This window comes from Micromonospora sp. RP3T, from assembly GCF_003027925.1.
In the GTDB taxonomy this organism is placed as follows: Bacteria; Actinomycetota; Actinomycetes; order Mycobacteriales; family Micromonosporaceae; genus Micromonospora.
Genome location: NZ_PYPS01000025.1, coordinates 33,277 through 58,122, shown reverse-complemented (window position 1 = coordinate 58,122; position 24,846 = coordinate 33,277). Strand labels below are relative to the sequence as shown.

Sequence of the window (24,846 nt, the reverse complement as noted above, 5' to 3'; positions counted from 1 at the left end):
GCCGGGCGCCCCTTCGTCACGTCCACCCGTCGGTCCGGGCGGCGAGGACCCGAGCCGTCAGCGCGGGGTCGGGGCGGGCCGGGGCGTGGGCGGGGCGGACCGGGTGGTGAGGGTGCGGGTGGCGGCGGCGCCGAGCACCGCGCCCACGGCGATCACCAGCGTGGCGACGGCGGTCACCGGCCAGGGCGCCGGGCCGATCTCGGCCAGCCGACCACCGCCGAGCGGCCCGCCCGAGGCCGCCGCGAGCAGACCCAGCAACACCCCGGCGACCGGGCCGGCGAGCACGGCCGGGACCAGCAGCTCCGACCAGCCGACCTCGGCCCGGTCCTCGGCCGCCGCCCGCAGCAGCCGCCGGGCCAGCAGCCAGCCGGCCGCCATCGCGGCCAGCACCGGCACCGCGAGCAGGCCGGTGCCCAGCCCGTCCACCGGGCCACGCGGCAGGCCGGCCAGCAACGGCACGGCCGGCAGCGCGCCCACCGACACCTCACTGGTGCGGACCGCGGTGTCCGTGCCGACGGCGAACCCGGGACCGAGCAGGTAGCTGGCCGACCAGACGGTGGCGTTCGGCGCGTACGCGAGGCTGACCAGCGTGATGCCCGCCTGCCCGGCCACCCCGGTCCGGTACGCGCCGATCATGTCGGCCGCGTCGCCACCACCGGTGGCCACCGCCAGCCCGCCCGCGCCGGCGCTCGCGCCGAGCAACAGCAGCACCGCGACCAGCCCGGCCCGCAACCCGTCGCGCACCACCGGCGGGCACCGTCGGGCCAGCAGCGCCCAGACCCCCGTGGTGCGCAGCGCGCCGACGAGTGCGGCCGGGGCGGCGAACACGGCGAACGTCACGGCGGTCGTGACCGGGGAGACGCGTACGCCGCCCGCGCCGACCGCCACCGCGGCGATCGTGCCGAGCAGTGCGTACCCGACCGCGACCGCGACCGCGACGGCGAGCGCCTGCCGCGGCGAGCCGGCGCCGCGCGCGCCCACGGCCCGGCTGACGTGCACCCCGGCCCGGGTGAGCCGCCAGACGACCAGCACGCTCAGCGCGAGGGGCGCCAGACCGAGCGGCCCGGCGGCGGTCTGCAACGGCACCCCGTGCCCGAGCAGCCAGCCGGCCAGGCCGGCGCGCAGCGCGCCGCCGAGCGACCCGGCGTCCTCGGTGAGCTGGGCGAGGCCGAGCACGACGACGACCGGCAGCAGAGAGGTCAGTGCCGCCCAGAGCGCGGCCACCCCGGCGGCCACGGGCAGCGGGGCCCGGCTGCGCGACGGCTCACCCGCCCGGGGCGGGGGTACGCGCGCGGCGGGGCGGGCACGGGCGCGCGGCCGGGCGCCGGTGGTGGGGCCGGCGGCCGGACGGCGGGGCTGGTCAGGGGTGACACGTGACATCGCGTCTACTCTGGCACGCCACGGGAGAGGACGGCAGTCCGATACCGGGCCGGGACCGTGGCGAGTTCGTCGAACCCGCGGATCGGCGGCGGTGATCCGGTCTAGCCTCGGCTTGAGACGCGACCGTTCCGTCGAGGCACCGACCGTTCGGAGGAAGCTGTGAACGCTCCGTATCCGCCGCCCCCGCCGCCACCGGCCGCGGGCCGGGACCGGACCACGTTCTGGGGCGTCCTCGGCATCGTCTTCGGCCTGTTCTGCTGCGGCATCCTGGGAATCGTCTTCGGCTGGTTGTCGATCCGCGACGCGCGCCGCAACGGCAAGTCGCAGCTGCTCGGCTGGCTGGCCATCGCATTCGGTGTGATCAACATCGTGGCCAGCGCCATCGTGCGGGCCCGGGGCAGCTACTACTACCCGTACTGGTACCGCTGAGCGTGAGGGGGCCGACCGGAACCGGTCGACCCCCTCGCCGTGTCAGCTGACCGCTCAGCGGCCGGACATGAGCTCCCGCATCAGCTCGGCGGTCTCGGTCGGAGTCTTGCCGACCTTGACGCCGACCGCCTCCAGCGCCGCCTTCTTCGCGTCGGCGGTGCCGGCCGAACCGGAGATGATCGCGCCGGCGTGACCCATGGTCTTGCCGGGCGGGGCGGTGAAGCCGGCGATGTAGCCGACCACCGGCTTGGTGACGTTGGCCTTGATGAACTCGGCCGCCCGCTCCTCGGCGTCGCCGCCGATCTCACCGATCATGACGATCGCGTCGGTCTCCGGGTCCGCCTCGAAGGCGGCCAGCGCGTCGATGTGGGTGGTCCCGATGATCGGGTCACCGCCGATGCCGACGCAGGTGGAGAAGCCGATGTCGCGCAGCTCGTACATCATCTGGTAGGTCAGCGTGCCGCTCTTGCTGACCAGGCCGATCCGGCCGACGCCGGTGATGTCGGCCGGGATGATGCCGGCGTTGGAGGCGCCCGGCGAGGCGATGCCGGGGCAGTTCGGGCCGATGATCCGGGTGCGCTCGCCCTTGGCCACGTTGTACGCCCAGAACGCGGCGGTGTCGTGCACCGGCACGCCCTCGGTGATCACCACGGCCAGGTCGATGCCGGCGTCGATCGCCTCGACCACGGCGGCCTTGGTGAACTGCGGCGGCACGAAGATGACCGTGACGTCGGCCCCGGTGGACTTCATCGCGTCCGCGACGGAGGCGAAGACCGGCAGCTCGGTGCCGTCGAAGTCGACAGTGGTGCCGGCCTTGCGCGGGTTCACGCCGCCGACCACGGTGGTGCCGGCGGCGAGCATCCGCCGGGTGTGCTTGGAACCCTCGGAACCGGTCATGCCCTGCACGATGACCTTGGAGTCCTTGGTCAGCCAGATAGCCATTGTCAGACCCCCGCCGCTGCCAGCTCGGCGGCCCGCTCGGCCGCGCCGTCCATGGTGTCGACCCGCTGGATGAGCGGGTTCGCCGCGCCGTCGAGGATGGCCCGGCCCTCCTCGGCGTTGTTGCCGTCGAGGCGGACCACGAGCGGCTTGGTGGCCTTCTCGCCGCGCTGCTCCAGCAGCGCCAGCGCCTGCACGATGCCGTTGGCGACCGCGTCGCAGGCGGTGATGCCGCCGAAGACGTTGACGAAGACGCTCTTCACCGACGGGTCGGAGAGGACGATCTCCAGGCCGTTCGCCATCACCTCGGCGCTCGCGCCGCCGCCGATGTCGAGGAAGTTGGCCGGCTTGACGCCGCCGTGCCGCTCCCCGGCGTACGCGACCACGTCGAGCGTGGACATGACCAGGCCCGCGCCGTTGCCGATGATGCCGACCTCGCCGTCGAGCTTGACGTAGTTGAGGTCCTTCTCCTTGGCGGCCTGCTCCAGCGGGTCCACCGACGCCTGGTCGACCAGGGCCTCGTGGTCCGGGTGCCGGAACCCGGCGTTCTCGTCCAGCGTGACCTTGGCGTCCAGGAGCAGCAGCTTGCCGTCCTTCGTGGTGGCCAGCGGGTTCACCTCGACCAGGGTGGCGTCCTCGGCGACGAACGCCTGCCACAGCCCGACCGCGACGTCGACGATCTGGTCGGCGACCTCGGCCGGGAAGCCGGCCGCGGTGACGATCTCCCGCGCCTTGGCCTCGTCCACACCGGTGTTCGCGTCGATCGGCGCCTTGACGACCTTCTCGGGGGTCTCGGCGGCGACCGCCTCGATGTCCATGCCGCCGGCGACGCTGGCGATGCAGAGGAAGGTGCGGTTCGCCCGGTCGAGCAGGTACGAGAAGTAGTACTCCTCGGCCACGTCCGCGGTCACCGTGATCATGACCTTGTGGACCGTGTGACCCTTGATGTCCATGCCGAGGATGTCGGTGGCCCGGGCCACCGTCTCCTCCGCGCCCTCGGCCAGCTTCACGCCGCCGGCCTTGCCGCGGCCACCGACCTTCACCTGCGCCTTGACGACCACCCGGCCGCCGAGGCGTTCGGCGATCGCGCGGGCCTCCTCCGGGGTAGTGGCGACGCCGCCGGCGAGCACTGGCAAACCGTGCCGCTCGAACAGGTCCCGCCCCTGGTACTCGTACAGGTCCACGATTGCGCGTCCCGTCCCGTCTCCGCGGCGCGCCGTCGCGCCGCCACCAGCGTTGGAAAATCAGTTTGACGCCTGTCATCAGAACAGACAGGCCATTTGCCGCAGCCTAACGAGATGGGAACCGGCGGCAACCGAGCGGGTGCGGGGTGTGCGGTAATGCACAACCGTCGTCGCGACAGCGCACCACGAGAGATGCGGCGTCAGCCGTCCGGGGGATGTCCGCGTCGGGGCGTAACCCCCGGTCAGGGGCGTCGTTGAGTCTGATGTCGGAGCGCTGGTCAAGCGCGACGACGGGAGCGGCCGATGCCCTGTCGGTCGAGGGGTGGCGGCGGGGCATCGTGCATAGAGGGGCCGGGCGTGTGAGGGGTGCGTCCGGCCCCTCCCCCTGCCCGGAATCAGCCGACCGGCTGGGCCACGTTCTCCCGCACCCAGTCGACGATCGACCCGGTGGTGGCGCCCGGCGTGAAGATCTTCGCGACGCCGAGCCGCTCCAGCTCCGGGATGTCGGCCTCCGGGATGATGCCGCCGCCGAAGACCACGATGTCGGCCGCCTGGCGGTCGGTGAGCAGCTCGACGACGCGCTTGAACAGCGTCATGTGCGCGCCGGAGAGCACCGAGAGGCCGACCGCGTCCGCGTCCTCCTGGATCGCCGTCTCGACGATCTGCTCGGGGGTCTGGTGCAGGCCGGTGTAGATGACCTCCATGCCCGCGTCCCGCAGCGCACGGGCGACGACCTTCGCGCCGCGGTCGTGGCCGTCCAGGCCGGGCTTGGCGACGACGACCCGAATCCGAGAGCTCATCTGCGCACACCTTTCACCGGCACCGGCACTGCTGACCTGAACGAACGGTAACCCGGGCGGACCGGCGGCGGGAAGCCGGGCTGCGCCATACCGCCCACCCGGGCCCGCCGGAAGTCGGACACCTCCGCCGATCGGTCACGGTCCGCGACGAAAGGCCAGTCGACGGGCCATCCGACCGGCGGCACGAGATGACACAAGACAGGATGTAAACGGACATAACGAAACGCCGATTCGGCGCTTCGGCTTGTGACAGGAGTGGCGGTTGGCTAACGTGTCCACGGTTGTCATCAAGTCCACGGACGGGTGACGACGCGGCACCGGACGTTCGGCAGAGCTTCACCGAACGGCCCGAGGTCGCATCGGATCCCCGACAACGGAGGGTGTGCGTGCGCCAGCGCCTGTCGTCTGAGCCCGATCGATATCGCGGTCGTCGCCGCGTACCCACCCCCCCGCGGAGCCGCTACGCGGCGGTCGTCACGACCGCCTTCGTCGGCGCCGGCATCGTCGCCCTCGGCGCGAACGCCCTCCCCGACGCCAAGAGCGTCAGCCCGTCCGTCCTCGACGAGCTCCGGCAGGCCTCGGTCGCCAGTCAGGACGCCGCGGCCCGCGCCGACAGCGCCGACCGCGCCACCCGCGACGACCGGTCGGGTGGCGACACCGCCGCCACCGAGCAGGACCCCTGGCTCCTCCCCCTGCACGGCTACGACTTCAAGTCGCCCTACGGCATGCGCTGGGGCAAGCTGCACACCGGCATCGACCTGGTCGCACCGGAGGGCACGCCCTACAAGGCGGTCCACGCCGGCACCGTCACCAAGGCCGGCTGGTTCGGCGGCTACGGCTACGCCGTGATCGTCAAGCACTCCGACGGCAGCGAGGCCATCTACGGCCACTCCTCCGCGGTCACCGTCAAGGAGGGCCAGCAGGTGAAGGCCGGCGACCAGCTCGGCCTGGTCGGCAACACCGGCCACTCCTACGGCTCGCACCTGCACCTCGAGGTGCATGTCAACGGCGAGCCGCGCGACCCGGTGACGTTCCTCCAGGAGCGCGGAGTGGACATCAAGCTCGAAACCGAGGCACTCTACGGCGACGTAGCCGCCTCCTGACACTCCGCACCGCCCGATGACCGCCCGGATCCCGCGATCCGGGCGGTTTCGCGTGGGGGCATGTCTGCCCCGTCACACCGCACGATGTGAGCGGGTCCACACCACCGGGTGATCGACGCTTGTCGTGAATCGCCCAGCCGGGCCCGATCGCGGACACGATCCGGCGACGCACCCGACCGGGCCGCGAACCCGCCACCGGCGCGCTCGGAGACCGACACCAGTATTTCCAGGTCCACGTGCCCCTCAACTGGTGAAGGTTCCCGTGCAGCACAGCAGTCCCACCCCGAACGGCGCCACCCCGGACCCCGCCCCCGCCCGACACCGGCGGACCGGCCGGCGGACCGCGTACCTGGTCACCGGCGCGCTGGCCCTGCTCGGTCTCGGCCTCGGCGGCGTCCTGGTCGCCACCGAGGACAGTCCGGCACCGGCGCCGGCCGCTGTCGACTTCGACGCGCGGGCCCGCGCCGAGGCCGCTGCCCGCGCCGACCGGTCGGCCCGCGAGTCGCTCCGCCCGGTCACCCCGTCCGCGACGCCGGCCAGCCCGTCCCCCAGCCCGAGCGCGACCAGCCCGAAGTCGAAGCAGACCGTGCCGCCGAAGCCGAAGCCGAAGCCGACGAAGAAGAAGGCCGCGCCGAAGCCGAGCTGGGTCATCCCGATGCGGGGGGCCGACATAACCTCCTGCTTCGGGCCGCGGTGGGGCACGCTGCACGCCGGCATCGACTTCGCCATGCCCGCCGGCACCCCGATCCGGGCCGCCGCGTCCGGCACCGTGGTCAAGGCCGGTGACGTGGGCGACGGCTACGGCAACTCCGTCTTCGTCGACCACCACAACGGCTACCTGACCCACTACGCCCACCAGAGCCGGCTGCTCGTCGACGTCGGCGACCGGGTCAAGGCCGGTGAGGTCATCGGCTACGAGGGCGCCACCGGTGACGCCACCGGCCCGCACCTGCACTTCGAGGTGCACCAGGGTGCGATGTGGAACCAGATCGACCCGGCGCCGTTCCTGCGCGCCCGCGGCGTCGACGTGGCCTGCTGACGGGCACCGCACGACGAGGAGGCCCGGCCCGGTTGTGACACCGGACCGGGCCTCCTCGACGCTCAGAGCTTGTCGATCGGGGCGTGCCGCAGCACCAGCCACATGGTCTGTTCGCCGAAGTCGATCTGCGCCCGGGCACCCGGCCCGGCACCCTCCACCGCCAGCACCCGGCCCAGGCCGTAGCGCTGGTGGTTGACCCGGTCGCCCACCGAGACCTTGGGCGCCTGCTTCAGGTCGCTCGCGGTGGCCAGCCGGCTGGCGTCCACGCCGAGACGCTTGGCGAGCTGCGTCGCCCGGGGCGTACCGCCGGTGAAGCCACCCCGGCCGCCGCCGGACATCCGGTCCGCCCGGCCACCGACGCCACCACCGCCGCCGCCCCACGAGGTGTACGACCCCTCGGTGCGCTCCCACCGCACCAGCTCCGGCGGCAGCTCCTCCAGGAACCGCGACGGTGGGTTGTAGGCCGGCGCACCCCAGGCCGACCGGGTGACCGCCCGGGACAGGTAGAGGCGCTGCCGGGCCCGGGTGATGCCCACGTACGCCAGCCGGCGCTCCTCCTCCAGCTCGCGGGTGTCGCCGAGCGAGCGCAGGTGCGGGAAGACGCCGTCCTCCAGGCCGGTCAGGAAGACCACCGGGAACTCCAGCCCCTTGGCGGTGTGCAGCGTCATCAGGGTGACCACGCCCTGGTGGTCGGGGTCGTCGGAGGGGATCGCGTCGGCGTCGGCGACCAGCGCCACCTGCTCCAGGAAGCCGGCCAGCGTGGCCCGCTCGTCGTCCGCGCCCAGCGACTCGATCCGCTCGGTGTACTCCCGGGCGACACTCACCAGTTCCTGGAGGTTGTCCACCCGGCCGGCGTCCTGCGGGTCGAGGCTCTCCTCCAGCTCGGCCAGGTAGCCAGAGCGGGTCAGCAGCGCCTCCAGCACCTCCTCCGGGGTGCCGGTGGCGGTCAGCTCACGGGCCGAGTCGAGCAGCCCGACGAACTCGGCGATGCCGTTGGCCGCCCGGGTGGAGATACCCGGCGCGTCCTTCGCCCGGCGCAGCGCGGCGCCGAAGGAGATGCGATCCCGGGCGGCCAGCGCCTCGACGCAGGCCTCGGCCCGTTCGCCGATGCCCCGCCGAGGGGTGTTGAGGATCCGGCGCAGGCTGACCGTGTCGTCGTCGTTGACCACGGCCCGCAGGTAGGCCAGCGCGTCGCGGACCTCCTTGCGCTCGTAGAAGCGCACCCCACCGACCACCTTGTAGGGCAGGCCGACCCGGATGAACACCTCCTCGAACACCCGGGACATGGCGTTGGTGCGGTAGAAGACCGCCACGTCGCCCGGCCGGGTGTCGCCGGCGTCGACCAGCCGGTCGATCTCCCGGGCCACCCAGTCCGCCTCGGCGTGCTCGGTGTCCGCCACGTAGCCGACGATCTGCTCGCCCGCGCCGGCGTCGCTCCACAGCCGCTTGGGCTTGCGTGAGGTGTTCCGGTCGATGACCGCGTTGGCCGCGTTGAGGATGGTCTGGGTCGAGCGGTAGTTCTGCTCCAGCAGGATGGTGCGGGCGTCGGTGAAGTCCCGCTCGAACTCCAGGATGTTGCGGATGGTCGCGCCCCGGAACGCGTAGATCGACTGGTCGGCGTCGCCCACCACGCACAGCTCGGCCGGCGGGATGCCCTCGGTGCCGGAGACCAGCTCCTTGATCAGGACGTACTGGGCATGGTTGGTGTCCTGGTACTCGTCGACGAGCACGTGCCGGAACCGGCGCCGGTAGCTCTCCGCCACGTGCGGATGTGACTGGAGCAGGTGCACGGTGGTCATGATCAGGTCGTCGAAGTCCAGCGCGTGGGCCTCACGCAGCCGGCGCTGGTAGAGCGCGTACGCCTCGGCCAGCGCCCGCTCGTTCGGCCCCTTGGCCCGGCCGGCGAACTCCTCCGGGTCGACCAGCTCGTTCTTCAGGTTGGACACCTGGGCCGCGAGACCCCGCGCCGGGTAGCGCTTCGGGTCCAGGTCCAGCTCGCGGGCCACCAACTGCATCAGCCGCCGGGAGTCGTCGGCGTCGTAGATCGAGAACGTCGACTTGAGGCCGGAGTGCTCGTGCTCGGCCCGCAGGATGCGGACACAGGCCGAGTGGAACGTCGACACCCACATCATCCGGGCGCGCGGGCCGACCAGCGCGGCCACCCGTTCCTTCATCTCGCCGGCGGCCTTGTTGGTGAACGTGATCGCGATGATCTCGCCGGGGTGCACGTCCCGGGCGGCGAGCAGGTAGGCGATCCGGTTGGTCAGCACGCGCGTCTTGCCCGAGCCCGCACCGGCCACGATCAGCAACGGGGAGCCGGCGTGGGTCACCGCGTCCCGTTGCGGGCCGTTCAGGCCGTCGAGGAGGGCCTGCGGATCCGACCGGGCGCCCCCGGAACGGCGCGGCGGGTTCGGCCGGGACTCCGGCGCGGGCGGGGACGCGGGAATGTCGAAGAGAGGATGCATCGCAGCCCGAGTCTATGCCGTCGCCCGGACACTTCCCCGTCCGCGCGCCCGGGTCCCCTTACCGCGTTCCGTCCCACCTGTTGGCCGGTTTCCTTGCGCGTCCGCCCCGCCGGTCGGCATACTCGACGACGTGTTCGACAAGCGCTTTTTTTACTACGGCACCGGGAGTCCGGCAGCCGTGGGTCGCGCCTGATCACATCAGACCTACGAAATGCCCCGGGCTCCCCGAGCCCGGGGCATTTCCGTCCCGGGATCCGGGTACCGGGTCCGAGCCCCGAGAGGGACGACGATGATGACTGACGTGGTGGAGTCCAGCGGCGGCCTGGCGCGGCACGACCGGAAGGCCAGCGGTGACCCGACCGGCGCCGCGGCGGCGCGGACCGGCACCGACGACTCGGTGGCCGCGGAGCGGATCGGTGAGATCCGGCGCCGGATCGACGAGATCGACCGGACGCTCGTCGCGCTCTGGCAGGAACGGGCCGCGCTCTCCCAGGAGGTCGGCGCGACCCGGATGGCGGCCGGGGGCACCCGGCTGGTGCTCTCCCGCGAGCGGGAGATCCTGGAACGGTTCCGTACCGAACTCGGCGCCGACGGCACGCAGCTCGCGCTGCTGCTGCTGCGCGCCGGCCGCGGCCCGCTGTGACCCGCCCCACCACGCAGACGACGAACCGCCTGCCGGAAACAACAGATCGCCTGCCGGCGTCGGGCTGACGCCGGCAGGCGGTCCGGTCTGGTTCAGGCCACCTCGTGGGTGACGACGATCTCCCGCTTCTCCGCGAAGTGGCAGGCGCTCGGGTGGTCCGACCCCGGCCGGATCTCCAGCAGCGGCACCTCCTGGGCGCAGACGTCCTGCGCCTTCCAGCACCGGGTGCGGAACCGGCAGCCCGAGGGCGGGCTGACCGGCGAGGGGACGTCACCCTGGAGCCGGATGATCGCCTTGCTCTCCCGCACGGTCGGGTCCGGCACCGGCACCGCCGACAGCAGCGCCTGGGTGTACGGGTGGGTCGGCCGCTCGTAGATCTCGTCCTCGGTGCCGACCTCCACCATCTTGCCCAGGTACATGACAGCGACCCGGTCCGACAGGTGGCGCACGACCGACAGGTCGTGGGCGATGAAGACGTACGACAGGCCGAGCTCGGCCTGGAGCTTCTCCAGCAGGTTCATCACCTGGGCCTGGATGGACACGTCCAGGGCCGACACCGGCTCGTCGCAGACGATCACCTCGGGCCGCAGCGCCAGCGCCCGGGCGATGCCGATGCGCTGCCGCTGACCGCCGGAGAACTGGTGCGGGTACCGGTTGATGTGCTCCGGGTTGAGGCCGACCAGGTCGAGCAGTTCCTTGACCTTGTTGCGTCGGCTGGCGCGCGGAGCCACCTCGGGGTGGATCTCGAACGGCTCGCCGATCAGGTCACCGACCGTCATCCGGGGGTTCAGCGAGGTGTACGGGTCCTGCATCACCAGCTGGATCTGCCGGCGCAGCCGCCGCAGCGCGCCACCGGAGAGCTTGGAGATGTCCTGGCCCTTGTAGAGCACCTGGCCGGCGGTCGGCTTCTCCAGGTTCATCAGCACCCGGGCGAGCGTCGACTTGCCGCAGCCGGACTCGCCGACCACGCCGAGCGTCTCGCCGGCCTTCAGGTCGAAGGAGACGCCGTCGACCGCCTTGACGTGACCGATGGTCTTCTTGAACACCACACCCTGGGTCACAGGGTAGTGCTTGACCAGGTCACGAACCTCGATGATGTTCTCAGTCACGGTTCACGAGCTCCTCGGCGAAGTGGCAGGCGCTGGCCCGGCCGTGGCCCAGTTGCAGCAGCGGCGGGACCGTCTCCCGGCACACCGGCTGCGCCATCGGGCAGCGCGGGTTGAAGGCGCAGCCCGGCGGGATGTTCATCAGGTTCGGCGGCAGCCCCTTGATGGTCCGGAGCTCCTGACCCTTCTCGTCCATCCGCGGGATCGAGTTGAGCAGGCCGAGCGTGTACGGGTGCGCCGGCTTGCGGTACAGGTCGTAGACGTTGGCTTCCTCGACGATCCGGCCGGCGTACATGACCGCGATCCGGTCCGCGACGTCGGCGACCACGCCGAGGTCGTGGGTGATCAGGATCATGCCCATCTGCCGTTCCCGCTGGAGCTCGCCGAGCAGGTCCATGATCTGGGCCTGCACGGTCACGTCCAGCGCGGTGGTCGGCTCGTCGGCGATCAGCACCTCCGGGTCGAGCGCGATCGACATCGCGATCATGGCGCGCTGCCGCATACCGCCGGAGAACTGGTGCGGGTAGTTGCTGAACCGACCCTTGGCGTTGGGGATCTTCACCTGGTCGAGCATCTCGATCGCGCGCTTCTTGGCGTCCGAGCGGCTGAGGCCGCGCCGGATGCGGAACTGCTCGGCGATCTGGAAGCCGACGGTGAAAACCGGGTTGAGGGCCGAGAGCGAGTCCTGGAAGATCATGGCGATGCCCTCGCCACGGATCCGTCGCCGCTGCTCGGCGGACTGCTTGAGCATGTCCTTGCCGTGGAAGCGGACCTCGCCGCCGGTGACGAACCCGGGCGGGGTGTCCAGGATGCCCATGATCGTCTGCGCGGTGACGCTCTTCCCGGAGCCGGACTCGCCGAGCACGGCGAGGGTCTCCCCCGCGTCGACGTGGTACGTCACACCGTTGATGACCTTGGCGACGCCGTCCCGGGTGCGGAACTCGACCCGCAGGTCGTCGACCTCGAGCAGGCGGCCCGAGGGGCGGCCGGATCCGTCGGCGCCGGCCGCGGACTGCTCGGACACGAGAATGTCGGACAACTCAGTTCCCCTATCGGAGCTTCGGGTCGAGGGCCTCGCGGACCGCCTCGCCGAGCATCACGAAGCTCAGCACGGCGGTGACGAGGAACGCGGAGGGGAAGAACAGCAGGAACGGCGAGACCCGGATGTAGTTCTGCGCCTCGCTGATCATGATGCCCCAGGAGACCACCGGGCTCTTCAGGCCGATGCCCAGGAAGGAGAGCGTGGCCTCCGCGCCGATGAACGAGCCCACCATGATCGTGCCGTAGACCAGCAGCGGCGCCAGGCAGTTGGGCAGCAGGTGCTTCAGGATGATCCGGCCGGTGCCGGCACCCAGCGCGCGGGCGGCGACGATGTAGTCGGCCTCCTTGGTGGCGAGCACCGAGGAGCGCATCAGCCGCATCACCACGGGCCAGCTCAGCACGCTCAGGGACAGGATGACCAGCCCCATGATCGTCCACTCGCCGTTGTCGGTGCCCGAGCCGTTGAACGTGGTCAGGATGACGATCGAGCCGAGCACGAACGGCAGGCCGAAGAAGATGTCCGCGACCCGGGACAGCACCGCGTCCACCCAGCCGCCGCGGTAGCCGGCGATGATGCCCATCGCGCCGCCGAACAGCAGCGTGAGGATGGTGGACACCAGCGCCACCACGATCGACGCGCGGGCGCCGTAGATGACCCGGGAGTAGACGTCGCGGCCCTGCACGTCGTAGCCGAACCAGGCCGACGACGACGGCTCGACCCGGCTGCGCTCCAACGCGCCGTTGACCGCGTCGCCGGAGGTGAACAGCGCCGGGAACGCGGCCATCACGATGAAGAGCAGGATGAACGCGGCGGAGATCCAGAACAGCGGCTTGCGACGGAGGTCGAGCCAGGCGTCGCCGAGCAGGCCGCGCGGCTTCTGCTGCTTGGCGCTCTCCGGCAGGCCGGCGTTGGTGGGCGCACCGGACCCGGCCTCGGTGGGCATGGTCGCGGGCGGCGTCGACACGATCGACGCGGTACTCGGGTCACTCATGCCCGCACCTCGCTGCGCTCGGCACGGGCGTGGTTGCCCGCGCAGACTGCTGGGACGATTCGTTCGCTGCGGCGCTCGTCACTCATAGCGGATCCTCGGGTCGAGGGCGGCGTAGAGCAGGTCCACCAGCAGGTTCATCACGAGGTAGACGACCACCAGCACCACCACGATGCCGACAACGGTAGCGCTCTCCTTGGTGACGATCGAGCGGAGCACCTGCCGGCCGATGCCGTTGATGCCGAAGATGCCCTCGGTCACGATCGCGCCGCCCATCAGCGCACCGAGGTCGGTGCCGAGCAGCGTGACCACCGGGATGAGCGAGTTGCGGAGCAGGTGCACGCCGACCACCCGGCGCATCGGGAGGCCCTTGGCGATCGCGGTACGCACGTAGTCGGCCCGCCGGTTCTCGGCGATGCTCGTGCGCGCCACCCGGGCGATGTACGCCATCGAGGCGCTGCCGAGCACGAAGCCGGGCACGATCAGCTCACTGAACCGCATCTCGTTGGAGACGGTCGGGTTGATGATGCCCCACTTGACGCCGAGCACCCACTGCAGCACGAAGCCGATGACGAAGACCGGCAGGGCGATCAGGAACAGGGTGGAGACCAGGACCAGGTTGTCCAGGAATCCGTTGCGTCGCAGACCGGTCAGGATGCCCGCGCCGAGACCGATCACGGCCTCGATGGCGAGCGCGACCACCGCCAGTTTCAGGGTGTTCGGGTACGACGTGGCGATGATGTCGCTGATCTCGCGACCGCCGAACGTGATACCGAAGTCTCCCTGGAACAGGTTCTTCATGTAGCTGGCGTACTGCACCCAGATCGAGTCGTCGAGATGGTACTTCTCGGTCATCATGGCCCGGTAGTTCGGCGGGCAACCGCGGTCCCCGCACTTGCCGGCGAAGGGGTCACCGGGCACCGACCAGACGAGCCAGTAGATCAGGAACGTCGTGCCGATGAACACCGGCACGAGTTGCAGCAGCCGTCTCAAGAGATAACGGCCCATGGGGTGGTCCTCCAGACAGGGAGCGCCGGGCACCCGACGCGGTGACGACAACGTGCGAGGGGTTTGTTGTACACCCCCTCGCGGAACGGCCCCGGGCCGGGCTCACCGGTAGGCGAGCCCGACCCGGGGTCAGACCGTTCGGATCAGAGTTCGACCGAGGTGATGTCGAGCTCGCCGACGTTGGTCAGCTCCAACTTCTTGATCTTCTCCGAGTGGCCGGACTGCTCGCCGCTGAAGTAGATCGGGATCGTCGGGACGTCCTGGTCGATCAGCTTGACGGCCTCGGCGAACTTCTTGTGGGCCTCCTCGATGCTGGGGGCCGCGGAGGCCTCCTTGGCGAGGGCGTCCACCTGCGGGTTGCTGTACTTGCCGTCGTTCGAGGAACCGCCGGTCACGTAGAGCGGGTTGATCCAGTTCTCGACGTCCGGGTAGTCCTGCTGCCAGCCGGCGCGGTACATGCCGGTCATCTTGTAGTTGTTGATGTTGGCACGGAAGACCGCGAAGGTCGGCACGCCGACGGCGACCGCGTCGATGCCCAGGTTGGTCTTGATCTGCTGGGCGACGGCCTCCATCCACTCCTTGTGGCTGGCGTCCGCGTTGTACGACAGGGTCAGCTTGCCCTGGAAGCCACCGGCCTCCTGGAGGAGCTGCTTGGCCTGGGCCACGTCGAACTTGCAGGCGGTGCAGTTGCCCGGCTCGGCGCCCGGGGTCAGCGGGTTGGCCCAGCTGTCGGCCGGCTTGCGGTTACCGAAGAAGATCTTGTCGGTGACGGCCTGCCGGTCGATGGACAGCGAGATCGCCTTGCGCAGCTTCGGGTTGGTGAAGCGCTTGTCGTAGATCGGGAAGGCGATGATGCCGGTCGACGGAACGGTCGTCTGGATCGCCCGCTCGCCCAGGTCGGTCTTCCACTTGTCGCCGGCCAGCGACGAGACCGGAACCTGCTGCTGGAAGTCCAGGTTGTTGGCGAGCAGGTCGTTGTAGGCCGCCGTGTCGTCCTGGTAGATCTTGACGGTGACGTCCTTGATCTTCATCTTGTCGCGCAGGCTGTAGTCGTCGAAACGAGTCAGCTTGATCTCGACGTCGTCCTGCCAGGCAACGAGCTTGACCGGGCCGTTACCGATCGGCTTCTTGCCGAACTCCGCCGGAGTGGTGGCGAAGAACGCGTCCGGCAGCGGCATGAAGGCGCTGTAGCCGAGCTTGGTCGGGAACACGGCGGTCGGCGCGGAGAGCGTGACCTCGAAGTTCCAGTCGTCGACGACCTTCAGGCCGGACATCTCCTTGGCCTTCGGCTCCGGGGCCTTCTTCGGGCCGTCCGGGCCGTCCGGGTCCTCGGTGTAGACGTCGCCGAAGCCCTGGATGTCGGAGAAGAAGGAGGCGTTCTGCGCGCCGTTCGGCCCGTACGCCGCCCAGTTCCAGGCCTTGACGAAGCTCTCGGCCTTGACCGTGGTGCCGTCGTGGAACTTGGTGTTCTGCTTGATCTTGATCTTGAAGACCTTGGAGTCGCTCGTGTCGATCGACTCGGCAAGCAGGTTCTGCGGCGCCCCACCGTTGTTGGGGTACTCGACCAGGCCGCTCCAGACCCAGTCGATGATCTTGCCGCCACCGGTCTCGGTGGTGTTCGACGGAACCAGCGGGTTCTCCGGCTGGGTGCCGTCGATGACGATGGCACCGTCCTTGCTCGCGCCGGTGTCGCCACCGTCGTTGTTCCCGCTGGAGCAGCCGGACGCGACGAGCGCGAATGCCGCGCCCACCGCGAGCGCGCCGCTCGCCCGCTTCGAGACTCTCATTGCGAGGGGCCTCCTCTTTCTAACCTGGTTCCGTCGTGGGTTTCACGCACGTGTGGGGGGTGACACCGCCGACGACCCGAACCACAGGTCGCCGGTTTACCGCAGAGGAAATCGGGACACCCCTGGGGTACCGATCCGCCGGGCGCCACACCCTTCGACGAGGACATCACGCAGGATCGACCACCACGGGGCGGCGCGGTTGCGGCGTTCCGTGGTCGTCGGGCCCGACGAGATGCCTCACACCGGGGGGTGAGGTGCTGCCACTGTGACACCCACCGGCCCTTTCCGTGAAGGTGCCGTTATCAAGCCGTTAGTTGCCCGCCACGTCGCTGATACCTGAGGAAAGATCACAAATGGCGCGGATCACACGCCTCTGACCAGGCACGACATGCCCACCTCGATCGATACCACCCCGTACCTCCGGCACGGGGGCCGGCCGCGGCCCGCCAGGGAACACCCGAACGAACGCCGGGTACGCGCAGTTTTTACCCGTACGGCTGAGGTCCTCGTCGACTGTGCGGGCACCCCCGCCGACCAGGTGGACGAGGCTGCCGGCGATCAGACCAGGCGGCGGTCGGCGGCCCAGCGGGACAGCTCGTAGCGGTTCGACATCTGGAGCTTGCGCAACACGTTGGAGACGTGCGTCTCCACCGTCTTGATCGAGATGAACAGCTCCTTGGCGATCTCCTTGTACGCGTACCCCCGGGCGAGCAGCCGCAGCACCTCGCGCTCCCGGTTGGTGAGCTGATCCAGCTCGGGATCGGCGACCGGCGCGTCCGGCCGGGACGCGAACGCGTCAAGCACGAACCCGGCCAGCCGCGGACTGAACACCGCGTCCCCGTCGGCCACCCGGCGGATCGCGTCGGTCAGTTCCTCGGGCGAGATGGTCTTCGTCACGTACCCCCGGGCACCCGCCCGGATCAGCCCGATCACGTCCTCGGCCGCGTCGGACACGCTCAGCGCCAGGAACCTCACCTGCGGGTGGGTACGCCGCATCGCCTCCAGCACGGCGCGGCCACCCCCGTCCGGCATGTGCACGTCCAGCAGCACCACGTCCGGCTGGGTGACCGCGATCCGGGCCACCGCCTCCGCCACCGAACTGGCCTCGCCCACGACCTCGACCCGGGTGCCCAGCTCGGCGCGGACGCCGGCCCGGAACATGGCGTGGTCGTCGACGAGGAACACCCGCAGCGGCCCTCGCGGCGCCGCGCCCTCGACCGGTTCCTGCTCGGACATGGTCACCTGTCCCTTTCCGCCGTGGAGCCGGCACCGGAGCCGGAGCCGCTGATCGGCAGGATCAGCCGGACCTCCGTCCCCTCGCCCGGCTCGGACCGGATCTCCGCCCGGCCGCCGTGCCGCCGCATTCGTCCGATGATCGAACCCCGGACGCCGTGCCGGTGATTCTCCACCGTATCCGGGTCGAAGCCTTTGCCCCGGTCCCGCACGAACGCGCTCACCTGCTCCGGCTCCACCTCGGCGTAGAGCGAGACGGTCTGCACCCCGGCGTGCCGGGCCGCGTTGACAAGCGCCTCCCGGGTGGCCGCGACGAGCGCGCCGACCCGCTCGTCGGTCTCCCGGTCACCCACCACCACCGCCTCGACCGTGATCGCGAACGTGTCCTCCACCTCGGCGGCGGCCTGCTCCAGGGCGGCCGCGAAGCGCTCGGTCGGCGAGGCGGCCGGCTTGTAGAGCCAGCTGCGCAGCGAGCGCTCCTGACCACGGGCCAGCCGCTGCACCGTCTTGACGTCGGCGGCGTTGCGCTGGATCAGGGCGAGCGTGTGCAGCACCTGATCGTGCACCATGGCGGCCAGTTCGGCGCGCTCCTGCTCGCGGATCCGCCCCTCCCGCTCCGACCGGAGCTGGTTCCAGGTGCGCCACAGCACCGGGCCGGTCACCACGCCCACGCCGGCCAGCCCGACCAGCGCGAAGATGACGCCGTTGAGCACCGCGTCGAAGTTCTGCGCCGGGGAGTAGACGGCGGCCACGCCGATGATGCCGACCGCGACCAGCACGCCGCCACCGATGAAGCGGAGCACGAACGCCCGCCGGTCGCTCTCCTCCACCACCGCGCCCAGCCAGGGCACCGCCGAGTCGCCCCACTGCCGGCGACGCTCCGGGCCGGACTGGTGCCAGATGACCCCGGCGCCGACCGCGATGATCGCGACCAGCCAGCCCGCGGTGCCGGCCGCCCCGACCGAGTCGAACGCGACCACCTGGAGCAGCAGCACGCCCAACCCGATCGCCACGAACGGCAGCAACTGGGCGAGATCGCGGCGGGGCGGCACGGCGGTGTCGCCGGGCCGGGGCGGGAGCACCGCCCAGAACGCGGCGTAGAGCAGCAGCCCGAGCCCGCTGAGCCCGAGCAGCACCATGAACGCCACCCGGACCCGGAGCACCGGGATGCCCAGGTGCTCGGCGATGCCGGCGGCCACCCCGGCGGCCAACCGGTGCTCGGTGGCCCGGTAGAGGCGCGGGGGATGCGGCGTGACGGTGCTGCTGATCTTCGGACTCCCGGTTCGACGCGAGGTGCCGGCGGCGGCCGACGACCCGATCGTCACACGATCGGAACGCCCCGGACCACGGGGACGCCCCGGACATTCCCCGCCGGGGGATCTCAGGGTGGGGTCAGGGTCGGTTCCGGAGGTCGTCCGGGCGGCCGGGGCACCACTATCGGAGGCATGACCGAGGACGCTGCCCGTCCGCCCCGCCCCTGGGCGGCAGCACAGGACGATCCACCGCCGCCCCCGCCGGGGCCGGACCCCACCGCCGACGACACGCCTCCGCCGCCCGGCGGCGGCGCGCCGTTCGCCGAACCACCCCCCGGCGGGTACGCCCCACCGCCCGGCGCCGCCGGCTTCACCACCCGGTACGGGCTGGTCCGCCCGCGGGAGGGCCGCTACCTGGCCGGGGTGTGCGCCGCCATCGGCCGGGCCACCAACACCGACCCGGTGCTGTGGCGCGTCCTGCTGGCCGTGCTCGGCTTCTTCGGCGGCATCGGCATCCTGGTCTACGTCGCCGCGTGGCTGATCATCCCCGGGGAGGGCGACACCGCCTCACCCGTGGAGTCGATGCTCGGCCGGGGTCGCTCCAGCATGTCCCCGGTCACCGTCATCGTGCTCGGCATCGTGGTCGCGGTCGGCTTCGCGTACGTCGTCACCGACGGCTTCCGGGCCATTCTGCTCGGCGCCGTGATCCTGATCGGCGGTGCGCTGATGCTCAACCGCGACCAGCGCGGGCCCGTCCCGGGGGCCGGCGCGTACCCCGGTCCGGTGCCGCCGTCCGGCGGGCCGTTCCCCCCGCCACCGGCTGCCTCGTGGGCCGGTCCGCCCGCCGGATCCGGGCCGACGCCGCCCGCGCCGCCGTGGCCGGGCGGACCCGCCGGGTACGCGCCCGCGGCCGGAGCCGGCACCGCGTCCCGGACCGACGAACCGGTCGAGGTCACGCCGGGATGGCCGGTCGGCGCGCCCGGAGCCGGCTCCGCACCGGCCGCCCGGCCCGCAGCGGGCGACCCGGTCACCGCGTCCACCCGGACCGAGCCGGGCCACCCCGCCGCACCGCACGCGGACACCGAGCCCGGCTACCCACCCAGCCACGCCGAACCCGGTTATCCGGCCACCCCGCTCCCCGGCCAGCCGGCCACGCCGCCCGGTCACGCCGAACCCGGCTACCCGCCGGCACCGGCCACCGGTGCCGGGATCGGCCACCCGGCCGCGCCGCTGCCCGCCCCGGGTTGGCCCGCCGCGGCCGGCACCCGCCCGGTCCGGTCCGAGCCGGTGACCGCCGCGTTGCCCGCGGTGACGTCGCCGGCCGGTGACACCGGCACCGGGCCGGGCCCCGGCGCGGCCCCGGGCTGGCCCGCCGCGCCGACCATCGGCGCGCCGCTCGGCGGGCCGTCCGCCGTGCCCCCGCCCGCCCCGGTGGGCGCGCCGCTGCCGCCGGGCGGCTACCGTCCGCCGTTCGCCCCGCACGGCCCGTACGCCGGGTCGCCGCCCGCACCGCCGCCGGTCCGGCCGCCGCGACCGCCGAAGCGGCCGAAGGAACGCTCCCCGCTCGGTGCGATCACGTTCTCGCTGATCTTCCTGGCGCTGGGCCTGGTAGCGATGCTCGACCTGCTCGGCGTGTTCCCGGTCAGCGCGGCCGGCTACTTCGCCGCGGCGCTGGCCACCATCGGCCTCGGGCTGCTCGTGGGCACCTGGTTCGGCCGCGCCCGTTGGCTGATCGCTCTCGGTCTGGTGACGGCGGCGGCGCTGGGCGTCGCCACCGTCGCCGAGTCCTACGACCGGGTGCGCGGCATCGACGGCAACGTCACCTGGGCCCCGACCGACCGCCGCGACCTGGCCGACAGGTACGAGAACAATCTCGGTGACGCGGTGCTCGACCTGCGGGCCATCGACTTCGACAGGCAGGACATCCAGGTGACAGTGGACGTGAACCTCGGCAACGCGACGGTGGTCGTGCCGGCGAACGTGGACGTGACCACGGTGGCCGACGTGAACGCCGGTGACGCCTCCGTCTTCGGCCGGCACACCGGTGGGCTGAGTGGTCGCCGCTGGGAGAGCACCGACGCCGGCGCGGACGGCCCCGGCGGGGGCAAGCTGCGTCTCTACGTCCACGTGAACGCCGGCAATCTGGAGGTGACCCGGTGAAGGCCCACCGTACGGACATCGTGTCGTTCGCCTTCGGACTTGTCTTCCTCGGGCTCGCCCTCTGGTGGCTGCTGGCCCGGATCCTCGGGCTGGACGTGCCCCCGGTGGGCTGGTTCCTGGCCGGCGGGCTGGTCGTGATCGGGTTGCTCGGCCTGGTCGGCGCGCTGCGCTCGGTCCGCGGCCCGGACCGGCCGACGGCACCGGCTCAGCCCGACCAGCCCGACCGGTACGGGCAGCCGGGCGGCGCGGAGACGACGGTGGCCGCGCCGTACCGGGACGGCACCCCGGCCGGCGACGGCCCGGCTGCCGAGCGGGCCGACGAGTGGGCCACCGACGCGGTGACCGAGGTGCCGGCGTCGGCTCGGGAGGACCTGCCGGTCACGCAAGGGGCGGACCGGTCAACGGCCGGACCGGCGACCGGGAAACCGGCCACCGCCGAACCGGAGGACCGGTCCGGGCCGGCCACCCGCGAGCTGCCCGCGGTCGACCCGGAGGCCGTCGCGCCACCGGCCGGACGGCATGCTCCCGGGGAGCCACCGGCCTGACCGCGCCGGTGCGGCGGCCCGCGGGCGCGGCCTATGCTGGGTCGAGGGAGACCTCGCCTTCCGCCGTCCGGGCCGGGCCGCCCCGACCCCGCCCGGCGCTCCCGCTCCGCGCCGGCCGGCCGGTCGCGTCGCCGTAGCGGTCCCCGTCCGTCCCTACCGCGTCAGGAGCTCGTCCGACATGACCCAGTCCCCCGCCGTGCGTGTCACCGGTCCGTCCGGTGCGGTCCGCATCGGCGAGCGCGCCGCCCGCACGCTCGTCAGCGAGTTCGCCCGGCGTAACGACCCGAAGACCGGCCTGCTGGTCGGCGCGACCCCGGAGTCCGCGGTGCTGGCCGCGGCGATCGAGGCGCTGCTCCCGGGCGACCGGCTGGTCGTGGTGCCGGCGGAGGGTGCCGCGGCGGCGGCGCTCCGCGAGCACGTGACGGCCCAGGGCCGCTGGGTCGCCGACCGGGTACGCGTGGTCGACACGCTGACCGAGGCGGACGCCGCCGCGGTGGTGTTCGTCGCCGAGCCGTTCACCGGCACCGCCGAGGAGGCCCGTGCCGCGGTGGACGGCCTGTCCAAGTACCTGGCCGACGGCGCGGTGCTCAGCGTCGCCGCGCCGCTGTTCCGCACCGGGGGCGCCGGCCCCGAACTGGAGCGGCAGGGCGTGCTGCACGGCGTCCGCACCGACGTGGTGCTGCGCAACTCGCCGCCGGTCCGCGTGCACCACCTGCGCCTCACCCCGGCGCCGGCCGCGCTGGCGGCCTCGCTGTCGCCGGCGTACCGGCCGTCGAGCGTGCCGGTGACCCGGCAGATGCACATCGACTCCAACGGGGTGGCCGCCGCCGGCATCACGCTCGGCCTGGCCGCCCTGGCCCGGGCCGCCCGGCCGAAGTCCAAGCTCTGGCTGGTGCCGGCGCTGGCCGCGGCGCCGGTGGCCGCGTTCTTCCGGGACCCGCAGCGGGACGTCCCGGAGGACTCGTCGGCCGTGGTCGCCTCCGCGGACGGCCAGGTCCTGTCCGTGCAGCGGCTCACCGACGAGCGCTTCGGCGACGGCGAGTGGCTGCGGGTCGCGGTCTTCCTGTCGGTGCTGGACGTGCACGTCAACCGGGCTCCGGTGGCCGGCAAGGTGGTCGACTACTTCGTCGCCGACGGTGGTTTCGTCAACGCCATGAAGCCGGACGCCGAGCACAACGTGGCGGCGTACACGGTGCTGGACACCGACCACGGCACGGTGGTCGTGGCGCAGCGCACCGGCCTGATCGCGCGCCGTATCGTGCAGCGGGCACCGGTCGGCTCCCTGCTGGCGAAGGGCGAGCGCTTCGGCCTGATCCGGTTCGGCTCGCGCACCGACGTCTACCTGCCGGTCGACGCCGCGGACCCGCTGGTCGGCCCCGGCGACAAGGTGATCGGCGGGTCGACGGTCATCGCCCGCTGGCGCTGACCCGCCCGCGAGGACGGAAAAGGGGCGCCGCTCTCGCGAGCGACGCCCCTTTTCGGCGTTATTTGACGCGTGTCAGGCGTCGCGGCGCTGGTGCAGCCAGAGCAGCGGGCCGCTGGCCAGGTAACCCACCACCACGAGGGCGAAGGTGAGCCGGATGTCGACGAGCGCGCCGACCACCGGGGCCGCCCAGAGCCACGGCGGCAGCTTCAGCAGCCGGGCGAGCTTGGCGTAGGGGAAGCTGGACACCATCGCGAAGGCGAGCAACGCCACGCCGGCCACCATGACCAGGCCGGGGACCGGCACGCCGATCGCCACGGTCAGGGCGAGCACCATCGCCGCCATCGTGGTCGGCACGCCGCAGAAGAAGCGGCCGTCCTTCGGCGAGACGTTGAACCGGGCGAGCCGAATGGCCGCGCATGCCGCGACCAGGGCACAGGCGACCGCGGCGGCGGCCGGCGGCACCGAGCCGGCCAGCGAGGCGTAGACCACCACCGGCGCGGCGAGGCCGAACGAGCACATGTCGGCAAGCGAGTCCATCTGCGCGCCGAACGGGCTGGCCACGCCGAGCTTGCGGGCCAGGGCGCCGTCGAGGCCGTCGAACGCGACGCACGCGATCAGGCAGACCGCGGCGAGCCGCACCTCACCCTGCATGGCCAGGAAGATGGCCAGCATGCCGAGCATGAGGCTGCTCAGGGTGCACGCGTTGACCAGCGCGAACTTGGCGCGCCGGGCGGCGGTGCGCTCGCCGGGCAGCAGCGGGATCGACATGGCCGGGGACTCGTCGACCGGCGCGGCCGGGGCGAGCGCCGGGCTGATCGGGCGTACCGCTTCGACGTCGGCGTCGAACCGGCCGTAGCGGAGACGCTGGCGGTCGGCGTAGCGGCGGTCGGGGGTGACCAGGTCGGTCCCGGGGCCGGCCAGGCCGTCCCGGCGGCCCACCCGGACCAACAGCACCTGGCGGGCGAACGTGCTGCTGCGGCGCAACCGGCCCGCCCAGCGACGCCCTGCGGGGCGCGGACTGTCAGTAGTACGACGCCGGCGCCATGGGGCTCTCGGCACGTTTCCTCCATCACCGGATCGGCTGGCCGCCCACGTCGGGGCGGGTGTCCGGCTGTCTCGTGCCGGACCTTTCGGGCCCGGCAGCCCATTTGCGGAGTACACCATTGCACAGGGGACGGGGGCTTGGCGATAGCTGCCGGCGGTACTTATATCTGCCTCAACCGCACTAACCGCTCAGTTATTCCCATCTCGGGCCGCAACGCCCTTTTCTCTCCGTCATCCCTCTTCCCGACTGTACCGGAGGTGGCCCGGGGCGGCTCGGTGAGCGGTTCAGCTCACCCCGTGCCGGGTGGCCCGGACCGCCACCTCGGTCATCGACAGACCGGCCACCTGCGGTCGGGTGAACCAGGCGGCCCGGGCGGTGGAACCGCCGGCCAGTTCGGTCACCACCGCCTCGGTCGGCGCCTCCACCCGGACCCGGTAGATCACCCGGATGCCGTGCCAGTCCAGCGGGCGGCCCTCCGGGCCGAGCGCGGCGGGCGTGTGCAGGTTGTCCACCGCCAGCAACTCGACCACGCGGCCCAGTTGCCCGGCCTCCTCGACCAGCTCACGGAGCAGCCCGGCGGCCGGCTGCTCGCCGTGGTCGGTGCCGCCGCCGGGCAGGTGCCACTTGCCGGCACCCGGATAGCCGGGGGCGATCATGGTGAGTAGCACCCGGTCGTCCGGGTCGGTGACCAGCCCGTACGCGGCGAAACGCTGCCGGCGGTCGGTGGCCGGCGCGGCCGGCAGGGCCCGGGGCAGGTCGGTCGGCAGCGGCGACACGGGCAGCCCGAGCAACTCGGCGGTGAACGGCATCAGCAGCCGGCCCGCGGCCTCGTCCGGGGTGAACCAGCCCAGCTCGTCGCTGCCGCCGCCCGGTTCGGGCCGCGGCCGTCCACCCCGGGCCTCGACCTCGAAGACCAGCCGGTCGGTGTGCACCGCCACCGCGTCGGTGCGGGAGACGGCCACGTCGGCGACCGCGGCGCGGACCGCGCCTACCGCCACGGTCAGCCCGGTCTCCGCGGCGAACCCGCGCACCACGGCGTCGGCCGGGTGCTCGGCGTGCTCGACCGCACCGCCCGGCAACTGCCACACCCCCGGGTACGGGCCCTCGTCGGCCCCCCGCGCCAGCAGCACCCGCCCCGTCCCGTCCCGGAGAACCCCGTAGGCCCCCACCCGCCGCCACCGCTCCACCCCGCACCCCTCCCCGACCCATTCCTGCGTCGATCATGAGGTTAGCGGCCCCGGGACGGACATTTCGTCCCGCCAACCTCATGA

Annotated in this window: 21 protein-coding genes; 7 read left to right on the top strand and 14 right to left on the bottom strand. The window is 72.3% G+C overall.

The features are described from left to right. Nucleotides 1–57 precede the first annotated feature (57 nt). The gene (locus C8054_RS20255) at nt 58–1,380 is read right to left on the bottom strand and encodes a DUF6350 family protein (protein WP_107158932.1); all 1,323 of its coding nucleotides are present in this window, start codon (nt 1,378–1,380) and stop codon (nt 58–60) included. Between the two features lie 159 nt (nt 1,381–1,539). On the opposite strand from C8054_RS20255, the gene C8054_RS20250 reads away from it, so the two are divergent. Continuing rightward, complete coding sequence (locus C8054_RS20250) at nt 1,540–1,809, top strand: hypothetical protein (RefSeq protein ID WP_107158930.1); 270 nt, start codon at nt 1,540–1,542, stop codon at nt 1,807–1,809. A gap of 54 nt (nt 1,810–1,863) precedes the next feature. On the opposite strand, the gene sucD is transcribed toward C8054_RS20250, so the two are convergent. The 3 genes from sucD to C8054_RS20235 form a co-directional block, all read right to left on the bottom strand. Beyond that, entirely contained in the window at nt 1,864–2,751 is an 888-nt protein-coding gene (gene sucD, locus C8054_RS20245) for a succinate--CoA ligase subunit alpha (protein ID WP_107158928.1), read from the bottom strand. Nucleotides 2,752–2,753: 2 nt separating this feature from the next. Then, nucleotides 2,754–3,932, bottom strand: a complete 1,179-nt coding sequence (sucC, locus tag C8054_RS20240) for an ADP-forming succinate--CoA ligase subunit beta (protein ID WP_107158926.1) — start codon at nt 3,930–3,932, stop codon at nt 2,754–2,756. Between the two features lie 395 nt (nt 3,933–4,327). Beyond that, the gene (locus C8054_RS20235; protein WP_107158910.1) at nt 4,328–4,732 is read right to left on the bottom strand and encodes a cobalamin B12-binding domain-containing protein; all 405 of its coding nucleotides are present in this window, start codon (nt 4,730–4,732) and stop codon (nt 4,328–4,330) included. A 386-nt stretch (nt 4,733–5,118) separates the two neighbouring features. Here C8054_RS20235 and C8054_RS20230 point away from each other — a divergent pair, with 386 nt between their 5' ends. Then, a complete protein-coding gene (locus tag C8054_RS20230; protein WP_107158908.1) occupies nt 5,119–5,835 on the top strand; it encodes a M23 family metallopeptidase in 717 nt (238 codons plus the stop codon). Nucleotides 5,836–6,085: 250 nt separating this feature from the next. Continuing rightward, the gene (locus tag C8054_RS20225) at nt 6,086–6,874 is read left to right on the top strand and encodes a M23 family metallopeptidase (RefSeq protein WP_107158906.1); all 789 of its coding nucleotides are present in this window, start codon (nt 6,086–6,088) and stop codon (nt 6,872–6,874) included. A 62-nt stretch (nt 6,875–6,936) separates the two neighbouring features. On the opposite strand, the gene pcrA is transcribed toward C8054_RS20225, so the two are convergent. Beyond that, nucleotides 6,937–9,339: a DNA helicase PcrA gene (pcrA, locus tag C8054_RS20220; protein WP_107158904.1), complete on the bottom strand. Its 2,403-nt coding sequence runs from the start codon at nt 9,337–9,339 to the stop codon at nt 6,937–6,939. A gap of 289 nt (nt 9,340–9,628) precedes the next feature. Between pcrA and C8054_RS20215 the strand changes: the two genes are divergently transcribed. Then, nucleotides 9,629–9,982, top strand: a complete 354-nt coding sequence (locus C8054_RS20215; RefSeq protein ID WP_107158902.1) for a chorismate mutase — start codon at nt 9,629–9,631, stop codon at nt 9,980–9,982. Nucleotides 9,983–10,074: 92 nt separating this feature from the next. On the opposite strand, the gene C8054_RS20210 is transcribed toward C8054_RS20215, so the two are convergent. The 7 genes from C8054_RS20210 to C8054_RS20180 form a co-directional block, all read right to left on the bottom strand. Continuing rightward, nucleotides 10,075–11,091 (bottom strand): ABC transporter ATP-binding protein, encoded by a 1,017-nt coding sequence (locus C8054_RS20210; protein ID WP_107158899.1) that lies wholly within the window; start codon nt 11,089–11,091, stop codon nt 10,075–10,077. After that, complete coding sequence (locus C8054_RS20205; protein WP_107158897.1) at nt 11,084–12,112, bottom strand: ABC transporter ATP-binding protein; 1,029 nt, start codon at nt 12,110–12,112, stop codon at nt 11,084–11,086. The genes C8054_RS20210 and C8054_RS20205 overlap by 8 nt, the downstream gene beginning before the upstream one ends. Before the next feature lie 25 nt (nt 12,113–12,137). Further along, nucleotides 12,138–13,121 carry an ABC transporter permease gene (locus tag C8054_RS20200; RefSeq protein ID WP_107158895.1) on the bottom strand — a complete coding sequence of 328 codons (984 nt, stop codon included), beginning with the start codon at nt 13,119–13,121 and terminating at the stop codon, nt 12,138–12,140. 78 nt (nt 13,122–13,199) lie between these two features. Beyond that, a complete protein-coding gene (locus C8054_RS20195) occupies nt 13,200–14,126 on the bottom strand; it encodes an ABC transporter permease (RefSeq protein WP_107158893.1) in 927 nt (308 codons plus the stop codon). 143 nt (nt 14,127–14,269) lie between these two features. Beyond that, nucleotides 14,270–15,913, bottom strand: a complete 1,644-nt coding sequence (locus C8054_RS20190) for an ABC transporter substrate-binding protein (protein ID WP_107158890.1) — start codon at nt 15,911–15,913, stop codon at nt 14,270–14,272. A gap of 558 nt (nt 15,914–16,471) precedes the next feature. Next, nucleotides 16,472–17,149 carry a response regulator transcription factor gene (locus C8054_RS20185; RefSeq protein WP_107158888.1) on the bottom strand — a complete coding sequence of 226 codons (678 nt, stop codon included), beginning with the start codon at nt 17,147–17,149 and terminating at the stop codon, nt 16,472–16,474. A gap of 2 nt (nt 17,150–17,151) precedes the next feature. Further along, nucleotides 17,152–18,414 (bottom strand): ATP-binding protein, encoded by a 1,263-nt coding sequence (locus C8054_RS20180; RefSeq protein WP_107159055.1) that lies wholly within the window; start codon nt 18,412–18,414, stop codon nt 17,152–17,154. Between the two features lie 177 nt (nt 18,415–18,591). Here C8054_RS20180 and C8054_RS20175 point away from each other — a divergent pair, with 177 nt between their 5' ends. From C8054_RS20175 to C8054_RS20165, 3 genes are all read left to right on the top strand, one after another. Further along, entirely contained in the window at nt 18,592–20,559 is a 1,968-nt protein-coding gene (locus tag C8054_RS20175) for a PspC domain-containing protein (RefSeq protein WP_107158886.1), read from the top strand. Further along, nucleotides 20,556–21,104, top strand: coding sequence for a hypothetical protein (locus C8054_RS20170; RefSeq protein ID WP_107158884.1), 549 nt, complete (start codon nt 20,556–20,558; stop codon nt 21,102–21,104). Before C8054_RS20175 ends, C8054_RS20170 begins: the two co-directional genes overlap by 4 nt. Nucleotides 21,105–21,282: 178 nt before the next feature. Further along, nucleotides 21,283–22,530 carry a phosphatidylserine decarboxylase gene (locus C8054_RS20165; protein ID WP_107158882.1) on the top strand — a complete coding sequence of 416 codons (1,248 nt, stop codon included), beginning with the start codon at nt 21,283–21,285 and terminating at the stop codon, nt 22,528–22,530. Between the two features lie 72 nt (nt 22,531–22,602). Here C8054_RS20165 and C8054_RS20160 read toward each other — a convergent pair whose 3' ends face one another. Together C8054_RS20160 and C8054_RS20155 are read right to left on the bottom strand one after the other, a co-directional pair. Next, a complete protein-coding gene (locus C8054_RS20160) occupies nt 22,603–23,514 on the bottom strand; it encodes a phosphatidylcholine/phosphatidylserine synthase (protein ID WP_107158880.1) in 912 nt (303 codons plus the stop codon). Nucleotides 23,515–23,859: 345 nt separating this feature from the next. Beyond that, a complete protein-coding gene (locus tag C8054_RS20155; protein WP_107158878.1) occupies nt 23,860–24,762 on the bottom strand; it encodes an NUDIX hydrolase in 903 nt (300 codons plus the stop codon). Nucleotides 24,763–24,846 lie beyond the last annotated feature (84 nt).

Bases quoted from the DNA above. Each gene is read 5' to 3' on its own strand.
- sucD (WP_107158928.1), bottom strand. From the start codon at position 2,751: ATGGCTATCTGGCTGACCAAGGACTCCAAGGTCATCGTGCAGGGCATG.
- C8054_RS20175 (WP_107158886.1), top strand. From the start codon at position 18,592: ATGACCGAGGACGCTGCCCGTCCGCCCCGCCCCTGGGCGGCAGCACAG.
- C8054_RS20185 (WP_107158888.1), bottom strand. From the start codon at position 17,149: ATGTCCGAGCAGGAACCGGTCGAGGGCGCGGCGCCGCGAGGGCCGCTG.
- C8054_RS20195 (WP_107158893.1), bottom strand. From the start codon at position 14,126: ATGGGCCGTTATCTCTTGAGACGGCTGCTGCAACTCGTGCCGGTGTTC.
- pcrA (WP_107158904.1), bottom strand. From the start codon at position 9,339: ATGCATCCTCTCTTCGACATTCCCGCGTCCCCGCCCGCGCCGGAGTCC.
- C8054_RS20255 (WP_107158932.1), bottom strand. From the start codon at position 1,380: ATGTCACGTGTCACCCCTGACCAGCCCCGCCGTCCGGCCGCCGGCCCC.
- C8054_RS20215 (WP_107158902.1), top strand. From the start codon at position 9,629: ATGATGACTGACGTGGTGGAGTCCAGCGGCGGCCTGGCGCGGCACGAC.
- C8054_RS20200 (WP_107158895.1), bottom strand. From the start codon at position 13,121: ATGAGTGACCCGAGTACCGCGTCGATCGTGTCGACGCCGCCCGCGACC.
- C8054_RS20235 (WP_107158910.1), bottom strand. From the start codon at position 4,732: ATGAGCTCTCGGATTCGGGTCGTCGTCGCCAAGCCCGGCCTGGACGGC.
- C8054_RS20165 (WP_107158882.1), top strand. From the start codon at position 21,283: ATGACCCAGTCCCCCGCCGTGCGTGTCACCGGTCCGTCCGGTGCGGTC.
- C8054_RS20190 (WP_107158890.1), bottom strand. From the start codon at position 15,913: ATGAGAGTCTCGAAGCGGGCGAGCGGCGCGCTCGCGGTGGGCGCGGCA.